A 14,570-nucleotide genomic window follows, 5' to 3' on the forward strand; every position below is an offset into this window, starting at 1 on the left:
TCCTCCAAATAGTTCATGGCAGCTTTCTTACATTCTTGCAGCAGTTATCCATAACTTGTCGCTCGTAGCATAATGGAATATCAAATAAATGAAAAAAACGATCAAAAAAGCTTCATGGGATGCTGTAATAGATACAGATGTCTGTGATGCCTACAATAATGCCAATCTCACAATTCAACTCCGTTTAGGCTTTAAACAAATCAACCCATCCGGCGGTGCAGCAACAGGCACATACAATGACTACGGCGACAAAAGCGCTACCGCTCGTAAGATTGTAAAATGGTCAAGCTCGGAGTGGCTCTCGTGGAAAGCCAACTTTGTAAGCTCAGCTAAGAATTTCTGGCATGGGAAGTTTTGGCTAGTTAATAATTTTTCTGAGTTTGAGTACGTGGACGCAGGAACAAAATATATACCTAACATTTGGTGTCGCTTTGAACTATATGGCGAAGACTACTCTCCCGCAAAAAAATTTCACCATGTAATTGAAGTTGTTAGACTGGATAAATCTGAAACGTGGTTCGGATCTCACTCCAAACTGTATGATAGCCTCGACACAAACTCTGTTCAAAAAGGCACTGACAGCAAAGGCAATCCTATTATGCAACGAGCTCACGTCCATGAAATTGGCCACCTACTTGGCTTAGGACATGTCGACATAGGGAAAAAACACTGCCCTCCTTCAGGTAATACAAACCTCGGGCCTTGTTACGGTGTTGCTGACAAGGATAAGTACTCCGTCATGGGCCAAGGTATGGAACTTCGAGATCGACATGCTAACCCATGGAGGCGGGCAATGATTGATTTTACCAAAAAGGGTAGTATGACGAATGCGGCTGATTGGGCTCCGAAAAGAAAAAGACACTACCCAAGAACGCTTCCAGAAGCTGCCTCAAACGTTCATATCACTGTAAAGCCAAAGCGCAAGTAACCTCACAACACTAAAAAGTAATCCAATGAAACTAACATTCCAAAGGAAGTCGATGAAGACTGCATACCTAATGCTATCATTATCAACATTATTTGGCTGCGCACATGCAGTCGCTGGAGGACAAAATACAATGGAAAATACAAAGCTTTGTGCTAATACACCCACTAAAAAGTCACAAGAAGTTTTGCAAGTGATACTAAAAGACATCGGTGAGAACTACCCTCATGCGGGAGGCGGAGGCATAACCAAAATAAAGCTAACCACATCAAATACTTACACAGTATCAATTGCCCAGGAAGAGCGAATTGATAAAATAAGTTATGAATTTAGCGTCAACGACAAGTGTGATGTAAAAATACTAAAACGAGAGCTATCTGCTGAAAGTCCCTGGGAAAAGAAGTAGATTTGCACATGCTACGACTGACCGCCAGCGAGAAAAACTAGCGGTATATTGTTACACACTCATCCTGAATGAAAAGTTGCTTTCATGCACAAATCTATCTCCGCCCTCACCCACCCAACATAGCCAGATGAGACATCGCCCCAGTAAAGCCTTCATGCAGAGAGTGGCCCGGCAGTTTGCCTTCTACCGCGCGGCGAATGGCGGCGACGGCTCCTACTACATCGCCGTTGCGGAGGTGATCGCGGAGGTTGACGCCGGCTTCCGCGAACAGGCAGAGGTGGAGTTTGCCTTGAGAGGAGACGCGCAGCCGATTGCAGGTGGCGCAGAAATCTTTACTGTAGGGCATGATCAGGCCGATGCGGCCGCGATAATCGGGGTGCTGATATTCCTGAGCGGGGCCGGCGTCAATGTCTTTGGGGACCAATGACCAGCCCTGTTGCTCCAGTTGTTCGGCGATTTCCGCGCCCGATATATGGTTAGCGCGAAAGAATACAGCGTTGTCGCCTGTTTGCATAAGCTCAATGAAACGCACCGCCACAGGCTTGTCCTTCACCCACTGCAGAAACGGCGTCAATTGGTCGCCATTGTAGTCCCGCAGCAGAACAGAGTTGAGTTTGACCTGCATTGTCCCAATTTCCAGCGCACGATCCAGGCCGTTGAGCACCGCATGCAAACGGTCATGGCCGGTGATGGCGTGAAACCGTTGCGGGTCAAGACTGTCCACGCTGACGTTCAATGCGCTCAATCCGGCGTCCGCCCATGCATCAATCTGTTTGCGCAGGTTATAGCCATTGGTCGTCAGGGCGACTTTGCGAATCCCCTCCGTCTGCGCGCAGGCGTGGATGATCTGCGGCAAGTCGCGGCGAATGGCCGGCTCGCCGCCCGTGATGCGCACCTTGCGTGTTCCCAAAGCGGCGAAGGCGGTAGTGAGAGTCTGAATCTCGCCAAGAGATAATGGCAACGTTTCCGTCTTACATTGGTATCCATCCGGCAAACAGTAATTACAGCGGAAGTTACAGATATCGGTGATGGACAGACGCAAATAGCGCAATCGCCGCCCATACCTGTCCTGCAATACAGAGTCGTCCTGCTTGGAGACTTGCAACGGGTCCTTCACAGGCGTGACGTGAAGACGGTCTCTGAAGGAGGCGGAGGCGTTCATTGTGCGTCCAGCCCGGCTTGCGCGATGGCGACCAGAATCTGTTCGACGACGACCTCCAAATCACCCTCAGAGCAATCCTCGCCGTAGCGTTTCCGATAACCCTGCTCATCCAGGCGCACATAGACCTTTGGCGTCACATTCACGTTGTTCAGGCATTGCTTAACGCAGCCGAGCAGACAGCCGTCTACAGCGATGATCGGACGTTCGCTGCAGGCGACTTTGACCAGAGATTTCACGCCGCCGCCAACGCCGGAGATACAGGACATTTCCGCTAAGCCCCGACGGTCCATCGCCACAGCGGCATTGTTGGCCAACTGCGCAACGTTAGAGCAGCCGGAGCAGGCGTAAATCAGTGGGAGATCGGTGCGGCGGTTCAAAACGGCTTACCTCAGTCAGTGATCAGACAGCCTCATTGTAGGGGGCTTGTCTCCAGTAATCCCTTGACCCTCGTCAAATGCCCTCGCCACACCGCAAGGGCATTGGTGGTACCTATTTATTGGTAGAGCTCCAGTTATTGGCAGAGCTCTAGCAGCCCTCACTGCGACAACATCGACTATAACGGCGTCGCCAACAAACTGGCGCCGCGATACCCGGTGGCGTCAGCGATTTTTTCTTTGATATGTCGCGCCACAGCGTCTGTCGCCGGGTTGAATAAACCGCATTTCTGCAAGGCCTCCCGTTTGCCAATGGAGCGTCCCAGGTATTCCAACACGACCTTCACGCACACCGGCTCGCGCCTGTCGCTGGCGGAGACTCCCAGCTTCAGGCCAGACAAGTAACTCACCCTGCTTTTATAGGTTGGGTAAAGAATCGTCTGCGCAATCTCGTTGTGGGTCAGGGTCTCGTATCCCACCAGGAAGATGCGCTCGGAGAGAAACATGGCCGTCCCTTCATAGCGGGACTTGTATTTCTCCTCCTTGTTGGGCGGACGCATACGCTCCAGGCGACGGAAGTAATAATCGCTCCCGCTCATATCAATCTGCAGCAGGCTGCGAATAATCTGATCCGGAAAGGTCATGGAAAAGTGGTATTCGTAGTAGTAGCCCAGATACTTATCCAGCCGCCCTTCCGACTGCTTCTGTAAACGCTCCAGTTTCTCCGCATAAGGCTTTTCCGACGGACTCACGCGCCTTTCATTGGGAACGCGGGGTTGAGCCAATTGCATGAAGCGATCATGCGGCAGAGCCAACTCATGGGGCTCCACGCCAAAGAAGTCGCAGATTTTACGTAAAACGAAGCGCGAGGGCTGGCTGGTTCCGTTCAGATATTTATTGAATTGGGCGCGGTGGATTTCCATGCGCCGACAGACTTCGGCGGTGGATTTATAGTGGCTGCACAGCAACTTCAGATTACTGCAGAAGTCCTCGGTCATGTTATTCCTAGCGGTTCCCGTTCGCCGCCCACCCGCGTCATGAATATCAGGATGACGCGGGCGAAACGATCAAAACGGTTCTTAATATATTGATATAACCGCTAATTTTAGCTGGGAATAACCGGTGCGCCTACTCTTGGCGACACAGAAAGCTCTTCATTCTGCTCTTCGCTCTCGTCTCGCGCGGAGTGCGTCCAGGCGGAATGATCAATATCCAGGTCAGCGAACTTGTCTGGATCGAATACCGGACTCTTCACCCCGGATTGAATCTGCTCGTCATAGTCACGCAACAGGCGCAATCCGACTTTCAGCAGCATAAACACCGCCACCAGATTCACCAGCGCCAGCAGGCCCATAGTGATGTCGGCGAACGCAAACACCGCAGCCAGATTCTGCAAGGCGCCCCACATCACCAGTCCAAGCGTGAACATACGGTATATGGCGACGACTTTTTCATTAGAGGAGTTCAGATACCTGAGGCTGTTCTCCCCCAGATAGTAGTTGTAAATGATGGAGGTGAAAGCGAACAACATCAGCGCCAGACTGATCAGTCCACGTCCCAGCTCTCCCATCTGCTTGGCCAGCGCCAACTGGGTCAACTCAACGCCGTTCAAAACGCCGCCCAGATCCAGAGAGTTGGACATCAGAATGATCATCGCGGTGCAGGTGCACAACACCATGGTATCCATGAACACGCTGAACGCCTGCACAATACCCTGGTCCGCCGGGTGCCCTACTTTGGCCGCCGCGGATACGTTAGGCGCGCTGCCCAAACCTGCCTCATTAGAGAACATACCCTGCTTCACGCCCATCATGATGGCGGTGCCGATCAATCCGGAAAAAGCAGGCTCCAGCGCAAACGCGCTCTTGAAGATCAAGAGGAAGGTCGCCGGCGCTGCATGATAATTCATGCCGATGACATACAGTCCAATGCCAAAGTACGCCAGCACCATAATAGGCACGATAACTTCCGCCACCTCAGCGATGCGACGCACGCCGCCGAAAATAATCAGCCCAATAAACACCACCAGCACAGAACCAGTAATCGGCGTGGCGATGCCAAAGGTATGTTTAAGCGTGGACGCGACGGTATGCGCCTGCAAAGCATTAAAGGCAAAGCCGAAAGTCACGAGCAGCAATACGGAAAACAGAACGGCGAGCCATTTGAGGCCCAGGCCACGATGAATGTAATAGGCGGGACCGCCGCGAAAGCTGCCATCAGAGTCTTTGCGCTTGAACAGCTGCGCCAGTGAACACTCAAAAAAGCTGAGTCCCATACCGATCAAGCCGATCAGCCACATCCAGAACACCGCGCCAGGGCCACCCAAGGCGATAGCAATGGCGACGCCAGCGATGTTGCCCGCCCCCACTCGACCGGCGAGCGTCAGGGATAACGCCTGAAATGAGTTGATCTGATCCTGAGATTCTTTCATCGAACGACGGACGAGACGAAACATCCGACCGAAATAGCGGAACTGTACGAAGCGCGAGGTAATGGTGAGCAATAATCCCAGCGCGATGAGGACAGCGACAAGCACCTTGCCCCATATCAATTGAGTCAGGAAATCCAACATCTCAACCCTCTTTTATTTTTATATTGGAGTCTCGAAAGATTGAATGAATAGTCCAGTTAAACACCTGAGTTTTATAATTTCAGCAATAGATTTATACACAGAGCCAACCTGCGCGCCGAGTCCGGGTTCCCCATGAAAATGACACCGAATTCAAGTCGCTGATCGAAGGACGAAAACAGGCTTTAGGCAGGTCGTGAATTTTGCTGTATATACGTGTTTATTGCAATTTCGCTGACAGGAGCAAAGTGAAGCTAATTGATGCTACCCGGACGCCAACTCGATAAAATTCCCCATTTTTTGGCGAAGACTACGACTAATGTCGCCGGTTAATCGCTAAAAAACCCGGAAAACACCCTGTTTGTCGGGCTTCGAAGGACTGAGATGGAAGTGTAAAACTTTGCAAAATGGCGTTTGTGAGTGGTTGTGGCGCAGAGTTGGCGCACTGCAGAAGGCCAATCGCTTGCCAGATGATTTACGCGACACTGTCTCGCTCCTTGCAGGTAACCAAGCGGCCCATATTGCCAATTAACTTTTCTTTGATTTCTTCGGATGATGACTGCTTAACAGCCTGCAGTTCTGACGGAGTGATACCGACAACCTGTATCAAATCGACACTACCCGATTTTATGGAAAAGCGGCTGGGAAAGTGCACAGGTTGGATAAACATCATCGTTTTAACTGATTCAGACAAGACTAAGGGCACTCGGTCTCCGTAGTACAGCGGTGGAAAGTCCCCCATCAGACCAGCTGCAAGCAGTAGGTTATAGCCCAACAGTGTCTGGAGGGCTTCAACCGCCCACAGCTCTTCATTTTCCGTTTCCATTAGAAACTCTACGCCGAGCCCAGAGTATTCTTCTCGTTTATCTGTTTCCCAAGGGTTGGACATTCCCGAGGTAACATAAGCCCACGTATCTCTATCTCGTGCTGGCGGACACTTAAAAACTCCATGAGAGAGCCATCGCGGGTCAACACTATTAGCGTTCAATCGATAAAATATCTCTACAGATAACGGGTATATCCCTGGCCCAATATTCCCAAATATCTCCTTATACAAAATCTCTTCCCTTTCTTCCCATGACTCCTCAAGGAAACTCATACGCGCCCCACTCTATATCCCTCACCTACTTGCACAGAAAACTATGGTTAATTATTCACCGCATAGTGCGATTTGCCTAGGGCCTGTTGACGTTTCACATCGGCAGCCATAAATACCCACAAGCCATGGCTACCATACTTTCATAGTTTCTCTTCAACTTGTCATATCTCGTCGCGATGGCCCGGTACTGTTTGAGTCGGGCGAAGGCATTTTCCACCAAATGGCGATACTTGTATAAACCCCAATCCATATCGTCATTACCTTTGACAGAGTTTCGCTTTCTCGGTATCACGGCCCTGGCCCCCTTCCTTTCGATCTGTGCCCGCACTCGTTCACTGTCGTAGCCTTTGTCTCCGACAATCGCCTCTGACGAGGGAAGCTTTTCAATCAACTCCGCCGCTGCTGTGCAGTCATTGACCTCGCCTCCAGTGATCTCAAATTCCACTGGAAGACCATAGGCATCCACGGCCAGATGCACTTTCGTGGTATTGCCCGCCCGACTCTTCCCAATCGCCTGAGGCTCTTCCGTACAGGCTCCTGCGCTGTGCTGATGGGCCTTCACATAGCTGCCATCAATGAACCCCCATTCCAAATCCGGCTCGCGGACCAAGCTCCGGAAGATCCTCAACCACTTGCCTTGGGTAGACCAGGAATTGAATTTTTTGAACACCGAATTCCAGTCTCCAAACTGCCCTGGCAAGTCTCGCCAGGGACACCCCGTCCGCATTCGGTACAACATGCCTTCCACCATCATTCGTAGTGTGGGCTTGTTATAGATTCGCTCTTGCAGCATGATCTCTTTCAGCTTCGACCAAAGCTCGTCACTGAGCATCAATCGGGGCATCGCAAACTCGTTTTGTTGTTGGTGTGGGAACCGCAATATGACGAGTTTGCGCCTATCTATCACCTATGACGAAACGTCAACACGCCCTAGGGGTGCGCGCCTATAATGTAGCACTGCAAATCACTTCGTACATTGCGCAATTTCGTACATTTGCTTATTAATAGATAGCGATACACTTTGCAACATACATCCAACCAAACTTCCTCTTTTCATATATTCATTCATATTCGATACCAAAGGGCTTTTCTCCAACTTAATCCTACACGATGTCTCTGCTTCTGAAAATTCAGCATCACACCTGGCAATGTCAACCCCCAAGCAACTTGTAAAACCAGGATCATTACACTGTTCATACTCTGAAGTAAAACTCGCCGCATCTGAAGTACAGCCAACAATGGCTATACAAATTAACACAAGAATACGTTTTTTCATTTACACCTTATTATTCAAAAATATTATATTTCAATATATCATGGGAGCCGAAGAGAAAGCGCCATGCCTTACCTTAAACCATCAGCCTAAAGAGCAACTCACAAAATTAAGCGAATAGCTCGCCTCAGCCGGATTTTCTCCTACTGCTTTGAGTATATACATCCCTTGAAGCCAATCACATTGCGCATATTTTTGGGAAGTGATTTATAAAGGCTCATTCACAAAATGCTTAAAGTCTTCATTGTTGTCTACCCAGAAAAAATATTTAGCGTATCGCTTGACAACAGATTCAATTATTGGCGACAGATACTCATATACTTCCGGACTGATCTCCCGACTCATATTCCCTGGTTCCAACCAGCCATATGTAGACTGCCCTTGCTCAAACTCTTCAGGTAAGTTTCGAATATCCATACCCCACCGTCCTGGGGAAAGGCGATATATAGCCCCACAAATAATCACTTCCGAAGTTAGAGTTTTTACCCGCATAAACCAATCAGGAACTAATGGAAAAGGCTGCCTGTCAACGACAATGCCTCCGCTCCATATAATTTCCTTGGCTATTTCTTCAAACAGCTCGTTCATTAATCTGTCGGTATCATCTACCTTTTCATCGATACCAAATAAATATACTTTACGAATACTCATGATTAGATAAAAATAAATCTTTTTGAATACCTCAACACCTAAGAGGCGACAACGTGATTTAGAAGAGGCCCGCATATTCCAATAGAAAAGGCACTCCTAACTTCTCCTCTGTTGGCAGCCACTATTCCTCTCTTGTACTTAGCCTTTTAATACATTGTTCGTAAAAGGCATATATTATATCCCCATCTCATTTACGCCATTATAAGTTATCGAGAGGGATGATCGTGAAGTCTTTTAAGCGCCTTTTCTTCTATTTTCTTAATTCTTTTCCTGGTAACTTCAAACTGAAAGTCAACACTATTAGCATGATAACTACCAAGTAGATTATTTATGAATTTTTCATGAAGAATCTTAAGCTCCCTTAATGACATGCTTTCAAGCATATCCTCAGTTACTCCTTCAAGCCCAGCATCTATTAACTGCTTAGCCAGCTCTTTTCCTTTACCATTTTCATCGCTCATGAAAGACCTTTAGCAAAAAACTCGGGACAACCACTGCGAAAGTTGACCACGCAACCATCGAGAGTGCTGCCTCCGCTAACACAAACGCCATAATCTAATAGATGCCCATTACCATCTATTGGCGCATAATACTTACACTCCGAACAAGACCCGCCACGCGGTTGCCTCTCTGGAACGCCCCATCTTACGGCCGCAGCCTCTGCAATTAAAAAAATCTCTTTTTCTTCTTCTGTTAGATATGGTATTGCATTTTCATCACTTAGCTTGCCGTCGACAGACGAAATCCACTCTCCAGTTAGAAGCCTGATTGACCATCTAGGATCACCGGTAACCGTTATCATGGACCTTAGACAGCTTTTATCAGAGAAAACCACTTCCAGCTCAGGTACATTACCACTGATTTCTATGCTCTCTATACGGCAATGCATTAAAGATTGAATACCGCAAGCCACTTCAACATTTGAGTTAGAGCTCCCGAACAACACTTCACCCTCTCGCTCAACCCGCCAGTCCCATTCAATCGCAATACAAGCCTCGCCTTTTTCCTTTAGTCCCCGTTTTGTTTTAACTGAAGACAACGTCCCAAGCTCAAGAAAAATTACCGAGCCATACCCTTTCCGAGGCCAGGAAACTTCCAGTCCCATTAATTTCTGTATTTCCGCCTTAAAGTCCATAATGCCCTGTGATTACTGGCGCGCCTAAAGTTTCGCTCATCAAGCTAATTTTTGATCGCGCCTTTTATGATTTTCTACAAAAGAAATGACGTCGAAAAGTTGTCCGCTCTTGCCGTTTCGCGTGTGTGAATGTCAAAGAAACCTATGTCCTGTGCATTCTCTGGAGCATAATCAGTATATTCCATATAGAAAATGCAGGACCGTAGGGTTCTGGAGATACAAATATTTCATTGCCGCTGGATAGTTTAATGACTAGCCGAGAAAGGTCGGCCTTGTCTTCATCCTCAGTGATTGGCGCATCGCGAGCCTCTTCGATGCTTTCGTAACTAAATGTGGCCTCTTGCCCATTGCTCTTCACCGCCGCGCCTCGGGTGCATAAAACAATCAAGTCAGCTTCGCTACTGGAAGATATCAGGACCGGCTTACCAAGCTCTTTGGGTAAATTAATCTGTGGCGCATTCTTGACGTCATTCCAAAAATTAGTGCGCGGCTTTGGTATTCCATGCTCTCGAGCTCTCCACCTTATTCTACCCTCAATAAATTCATCCGTTTTCATATAAAGAGAATATCCGTCACTGGTACGCTGCTGATAGCGATCTCTTGTCAAAAAGGCTCATGCTTTGACTCGTCAGGCAAGAGCCATTTCGTATTCGCTTTCAGCTAGCTCTATGAGTTTCCAGTCAAACTTTGTCGTAACTATTGTGAGCGACATACCGCCATACAGATGCACTTCCCACACTGGGTCTTCATCTTGTAAATTGTGCATTCTATGCTGAACCGAAGGCGTTACTTTACTTTTGGTTGTTTCTTTCACACGGGTTTCCAAGACGACAAATAAATCATTGCTCAATGAGTCATCGTCAAGCTCCGCATCCATGTAGACGACCTGGTCACATACAAAAACAGCCTTCCAATACTTATCGTCCATGGTTCCATAAACCAGTATATCCAGAGTAACTTTTGGGAAGGCGCTCAAGTCAATACGCATATCAGCGTTGTCTAAGAGTGTTTCACATACCTGCTTTAGATTCATACACAGCGCGCCCAACATCGAATTGCAGCGCAGTTTCTCCCTGTGGGCGCCTTGTTAAATCTTAACTTGCTGAATAATTTTGCGGATTTCATTAAATTTCGTATCTTTCTTTGATTCAAGTAATTCAAGAAACTGTAGCACATCAAGCCCATCGTATTTTCTTCCGGGGCGCTCAATCTTTATATCAAGGCTCGCGCCGGCGTCCAGTAATACTTTTAAATACTTTGCATTACGAAAGAGAATTGCCTCATGCACCGGAGCCATACCATCGGTTAGCTTATTAACGTCTTCACCACGCGAGATAAAATAGCTCAACAGGCGATAACCACGCTCTGTTTGCACAGGTCCATGCATATCCAGTGCACGACCAACCCAGGTAATTAGAGAGGTATTACAAATTTCTATTATTTCAGAAATGCTCGAGCACCTTCTGTAGGGATACTCGAATTGTTCCAGTAAGAGCAAGGCGATTTCTGAATTAATAAACAGTCCGTCTTTGCTATACGGATTAAATGTCATTTCATTCGGGTTGAGAGTGGCAAGTATAACCAGACCATGTGCGTCCGACGCCAGCTTCCAGGTTCGGCTGATACATGGAAGCAAGCTTAAAACAAATATAAGTATAATTGTAATTGAGACTTTTTTCTTCATCTCGACTGTCTACAAAAGGCTATTCAAACTCGCCTGGGTTTGGCGCCCCAAATTCTATTCAGCCCAGTTCCGACCTCCCTGAAACCAGACATCCCGAGCAGGGCTAGCGACCCACGCATCCACTCAACCCTCCAAGAATACCGCAAATTTGCAGTTCAATTCCCTCCAATCTCAATCATCCAACAAAAAGTTATGCTCCCTCGCTTCCCGTACCCGACGTCGGCTGCGTTCATTGCGGATGGCTGCGTACATGGCCACCATACAGGCGGCCAGTACGCCATATAGGACCATGAAGCTGGCGGAGTGGACTCCCAGCGCTTCCACCGCCAGGGCGAAGGCGATGGGCAGGGTAAAGCCGCCAGCGGCGCCGAGTGTGGCCACGGTTCCACCGACGCTGCCCATATGGTCTGGGAAGTAGTCGTGGATGATTTTGTAGACGGAAGCACGGCCGAAGCCCTGCGCCACGCCGATAACCAGCATCAGCAGAGTAAACACCCACACGTTGACGCGAATTTCCAGTTGCACATCCCTATCAACGCCATGAATGGTCATGCTCGTAGGTGGATAGCTCAAAAAAAACAGACACACCAGGCAAATCCAGAAGACGCTCCAGTTCACCGCCCTGCCCCCATACCGGTCCGCAAACCAGCCGCCTAACGCCCGCACCATGCTGGAAGTGGTGACGAATAGCAACGTCAGCAACATGGCGTTCTGTAACGACAGACCATATTCATTGACGTAGTAGTGCGGCAACCACATCAACAACGCCAGGAAGCTGCCGAATACGAAGTAGTAATACAAGCTGAAGCGCCACACCTGGGGATCTTTCAGCGGCTGTAGATGATATGCCAGATCCGCGCGCCGACGGGTTTGCATGTAGCGGGTGTCCTCCGGCGCCAACACCCAGAACAGCACCAGGATGACCAGCATGCCTACGCCATAGACAGGCCCGATAAACTCAGCGCTCCATACCCTCTCTATGACCGGGGCCAGCGCCAGAGTCACTGCCGCGCCGGCGTTGCCTGCGCCGAACACACCCATGGCGAAGCCCTGGCTGCGGCTTTCAAACCAGGCAGTGACATAACGAATGCCGATCGTAAAAGATACGCCGGAGACTCCTAACCACAATCCCGCCAACAGATATCCTCGATAGCTGCTGACCCATGGCAATAAGAACAGCGCTGGCGGCAGCAACGCCATCTGCCAGATAAACAACTTGCGACAGGACACTACCTCGCTCAGCACGCCTGCAGGAAAGCGCAGCAGCGCGCCGCTGAACATCGGCGCCGCCAGCAACAATCCGAACTGGATGATGCTGAGATCCAGCTGCTCTCGAATACGCAGCCCCAGCACCGCATACAGCGTCCATACCGAAAAGTTGGCGGCGAACGCCAGCGTCGCCGCGACGAGCGCGCGTTGTCCCAGTTTTTCGGTATAGAGCATTGGTGCTTTTCCCCATGCAGCAGTTTGCGCCGAGTTGTATCGGCCTTTAGTTGCAAGAATACGGGTTAAAAACGCCAAGAAGACCCATCTTACCCAAATAAACCACGTTTCTCTGCACATTGGCGTTTACCTACCTACTTGTAGGTAAGACTTCTCTGAACCCGCCATATACGCCGCAATTAAAGAACCCTCAGTCGCTATCTCTTTGGAGGTAGAGCCCCCGGTCACGAGCGAATCGGCCGCTGAAGCAATTTGATACTGATCAATTCGATTAGACCGCGCAGGTGAAATATTGCAGTCATCCATGGTCCCTAACGAAAGCCAATGCTTTCCCATGTCTTTTCCAACCCTATGCGAAGGGGAGATGTATGAGTACCGACAGCAAACTCAATTTATTCAACTTCAGCGACGGCAAGATAAAGACGCTCCATATCACTTGGTTTGCGTTCTTTCTGACCTTTGTGGTGTGGTTCAGCCATGCGCCGTTGATGGTGTTCATTAAGGAGGCGCTGGACCTGAGCAGCCAACAGGTAAAAGCCCTGCTGATTCTCAATGTCGCGCTTACGATTCCGGCGCGGATACTGATCGGCATTCTGGTCGACAAATACGGCCCACGCCTGGTGTATAGCGGCTTGCTGATCTCCTCTTCATTTATCTGCGCCGGCTTCGCCATGGCGGACACCTACGAATCTCTGGCCTTGTTTCGCTTCCTGCTCGGCTTCGTCGGCGCAGGCTTCGTGATCGGCATTCGTATGGTGGGAGAATGGTTTCCGGCCAAGCAAGTCGGCATTGCTGAAGGCATTTACGGCGGCTGGGGCAACTTCGGTTCCGCCGCCGGCGCCATGACGCTGCCCACCCTCGCCCTGTTGTTCGGCGGCGATGACGGCTGGCGCTATGCGCTGGGCCTGACTGGCGTACTCACTTTTCTCTACGGCATCATTTACTACAAAGTGGCCCGCAACACCCCCAAAGGCTCTACTTACTTTAAACCGAAAAAATCAGGCGGTCTGGAGGTCACCAGCAAAGGCGACTTTATCTTCTATCTGGTGATGAACGTACCGATGTATCTGGCCCTTGCTGTACTGGCCTGGAAACTGTCTCCTGCTGGCGTCGCCCTGCTCACCGACAACACCATGTACATTCTGTGGATAGCCCTGGTGATACTGTTCCTGTTCCAGACCAGCCAGATCTGGAAGGTCAACAAAGAAAACCTGACGCAAGGCGCGCCAGAGTATGAGCACTACAAGTTCAAACAAGTGGCGCTGCTGGATCTGGCTTACTTCGTCACCTTCGGCTCAGAACTGGCGGTGGTGTCCATGTTGCCGCTGTTCTTCCTGGAAACCTTTGACGGTCTGGACCCGGTCAAAGCCGGTCTGCTGGCCTCCGGTTTCGCATTCATGAATCTGGTGGCCCGTCCCACCGGAGGACATTTCAGCGATAAGATCGGTCGTCGCAAAAGCCTGATGTTGCTGATCGGCGGACTGGCCGGCGGGTACTTCGTGCTCAGCATGATCGACGGCGGCTGGTGGTTGCCTCTCGCAGTGGCCGCCACCATGTGCTGCTCGTTTTTCGTGCAAGCGGGCGAAGGCGCAGTGTTCGCCATCGTCCCCCTAGTGAAACGTCGCATGACCGGACAGATTGCAGGCATGGCTGGCGCTTACGGCAACGTAGGCGGCGTCGCCTACCTCACCGTACTCTCATTCGTCGACTACAGCACCTTCTTCCAGGTGATCGCCGCCTCTGCGGCGGTAGTGTTCGTCGCCTGCTGGTTCCTGGATGAGCCCAGCGGTCAGATTGCAGAAGTCATGCCTGACGGCAGCGTGCATATGATTGATGTAAGCTAAACCGA

General features: G+C 49.8%; 17 protein-coding genes. 3 read left to right on the top strand and 14 right to left on the bottom strand.

Features of this window, described 5'->3' with window-relative positions; genetic code table 11:
- Positions 1 to 88: 88 nt before the first annotated feature.
- Positions 89 to 928, top strand: coding sequence for a hypothetical protein (locus AC2IBB_RS19715; protein ID WP_486328465.1), 840 nt, complete (start codon positions 89 to 91; stop codon positions 926 to 928).
- Positions 929 to 980: 52 nt separating this feature from the next.
- Positions 981 to 1,331, top strand: coding sequence for a hypothetical protein (locus AC2IBB_RS19720; protein ID WP_486328466.1), 351 nt, complete (start codon positions 981 to 983; stop codon positions 1,329 to 1,331).
- 106 nt (positions 1,332 to 1,437) lie between these two features.
- Here AC2IBB_RS19720 and moaA read toward each other — a convergent pair whose 3' ends face one another.
- The 14 genes from moaA to AC2IBB_RS19790 all read right to left on the bottom strand — a co-directional run bounded on the left by moaA (position 1,438) and on the right by AC2IBB_RS19790 (position 12,721).
- Positions 1,438 to 2,493, bottom strand: a complete 1,056-nt coding sequence (gene moaA / locus AC2IBB_RS19725; protein ID WP_486328467.1) for a GTP 3',8-cyclase MoaA — start codon at positions 2,491 to 2,493, stop codon at positions 1,438 to 1,440.
- Positions 2,490 to 2,870 carry a putative zinc-binding protein gene (locus AC2IBB_RS19730; RefSeq protein ID WP_486328468.1) on the bottom strand — a complete coding sequence of 127 codons (381 nt, stop codon included), beginning with the start codon at positions 2,868 to 2,870 and terminating at the stop codon, positions 2,490 to 2,492. Before AC2IBB_RS19730 ends, moaA begins: the two co-directional genes overlap by 4 nt.
- A gap of 176 nt (positions 2,871 to 3,046) precedes the next feature.
- Positions 3,047 to 3,865: a helix-turn-helix domain-containing protein gene (locus AC2IBB_RS19735; RefSeq protein ID WP_486328469.1), complete on the bottom strand. Its 819-nt coding sequence runs from the start codon at positions 3,863 to 3,865 to the stop codon at positions 3,047 to 3,049.
- Between the two features lie 107 nt (positions 3,866 to 3,972).
- Positions 3,973 to 5,439: an alanine/glycine:cation symporter family protein gene (locus AC2IBB_RS19740; protein WP_486328470.1), complete on the bottom strand. Its 1,467-nt coding sequence runs from the start codon at positions 5,437 to 5,439 to the stop codon at positions 3,973 to 3,975.
- A gap of 472 nt (positions 5,440 to 5,911) precedes the next feature.
- Positions 5,912 to 6,535 carry a suppressor of fused domain protein gene (locus AC2IBB_RS19745; protein ID WP_486328471.1) on the bottom strand — a complete coding sequence of 208 codons (624 nt, stop codon included), beginning with the start codon at positions 6,533 to 6,535 and terminating at the stop codon, positions 5,912 to 5,914.
- 94 nt (positions 6,536 to 6,629) lie between these two features.
- On the bottom strand, positions 6,630 to 7,379 hold the full coding sequence (locus AC2IBB_RS19750; protein ID WP_486328406.1) for an IS5 family transposase: 750 nt from the start codon (positions 7,377 to 7,379) through the stop codon (positions 6,630 to 6,632).
- Between the two features lie 120 nt (positions 7,380 to 7,499).
- Positions 7,500 to 7,811 (bottom strand): hypothetical protein, encoded by a 312-nt coding sequence (locus AC2IBB_RS19755; protein WP_486328472.1) that lies wholly within the window; start codon positions 7,809 to 7,811, stop codon positions 7,500 to 7,502.
- A 204-nt stretch (positions 7,812 to 8,015) separates the two neighbouring features.
- On the bottom strand, positions 8,016 to 8,459 hold the full coding sequence (locus AC2IBB_RS19760; RefSeq protein WP_486328473.1) for a hypothetical protein: 444 nt from the start codon (positions 8,457 to 8,459) through the stop codon (positions 8,016 to 8,018).
- A gap of 206 nt (positions 8,460 to 8,665) precedes the next feature.
- The gene (locus AC2IBB_RS19765) at positions 8,666 to 8,920 is read right to left on the bottom strand and encodes a hypothetical protein (protein WP_486328474.1); all 255 of its coding nucleotides are present in this window, start codon (positions 8,918 to 8,920) and stop codon (positions 8,666 to 8,668) included.
- On the bottom strand, positions 8,917 to 9,594 hold the full coding sequence (locus AC2IBB_RS19770) for a hypothetical protein (protein WP_486328475.1): 678 nt from the start codon (positions 9,592 to 9,594) through the stop codon (positions 8,917 to 8,919). The genes AC2IBB_RS19765 and AC2IBB_RS19770 overlap by 4 nt, the downstream gene beginning before the upstream one ends.
- Before the next feature lie 142 nt (positions 9,595 to 9,736).
- Positions 9,737 to 10,150 carry a hypothetical protein gene (locus tag AC2IBB_RS19775; RefSeq protein ID WP_486328476.1) on the bottom strand — a complete coding sequence of 138 codons (414 nt, stop codon included), beginning with the start codon at positions 10,148 to 10,150 and terminating at the stop codon, positions 9,737 to 9,739.
- Positions 10,151 to 10,222: 72 nt separating this feature from the next.
- The gene (locus AC2IBB_RS19780; RefSeq protein WP_486328477.1) at positions 10,223 to 10,627 is read right to left on the bottom strand and encodes a hypothetical protein; all 405 of its coding nucleotides are present in this window, start codon (positions 10,625 to 10,627) and stop codon (positions 10,223 to 10,225) included.
- 54 nt (positions 10,628 to 10,681) lie between these two features.
- Complete coding sequence (locus AC2IBB_RS19785; RefSeq protein ID WP_486328478.1) at positions 10,682 to 11,278, bottom strand: hypothetical protein; 597 nt, start codon at positions 11,276 to 11,278, stop codon at positions 10,682 to 10,684.
- A 171-nt stretch (positions 11,279 to 11,449) separates the two neighbouring features.
- A complete protein-coding gene (locus AC2IBB_RS19790) occupies positions 11,450 to 12,721 on the bottom strand; it encodes an MFS transporter (protein WP_486328479.1) in 1,272 nt (423 codons plus the stop codon).
- Between the two features lie 368 nt (positions 12,722 to 13,089).
- Between AC2IBB_RS19790 and AC2IBB_RS19795 the strand changes: the two genes are divergently transcribed.
- Positions 13,090 to 14,565 (top strand): NarK family nitrate/nitrite MFS transporter, encoded by a 1,476-nt coding sequence (locus AC2IBB_RS19795; protein ID WP_486328480.1) that lies wholly within the window; start codon positions 13,090 to 13,092, stop codon positions 14,563 to 14,565.
- The last annotated feature ends 5 nt before the right edge of the window (positions 14,566 to 14,570 follow it).

The sequence above is a fragment of the Hahella sp. NS-SX17 genome (genome assembly GCF_057367735.1).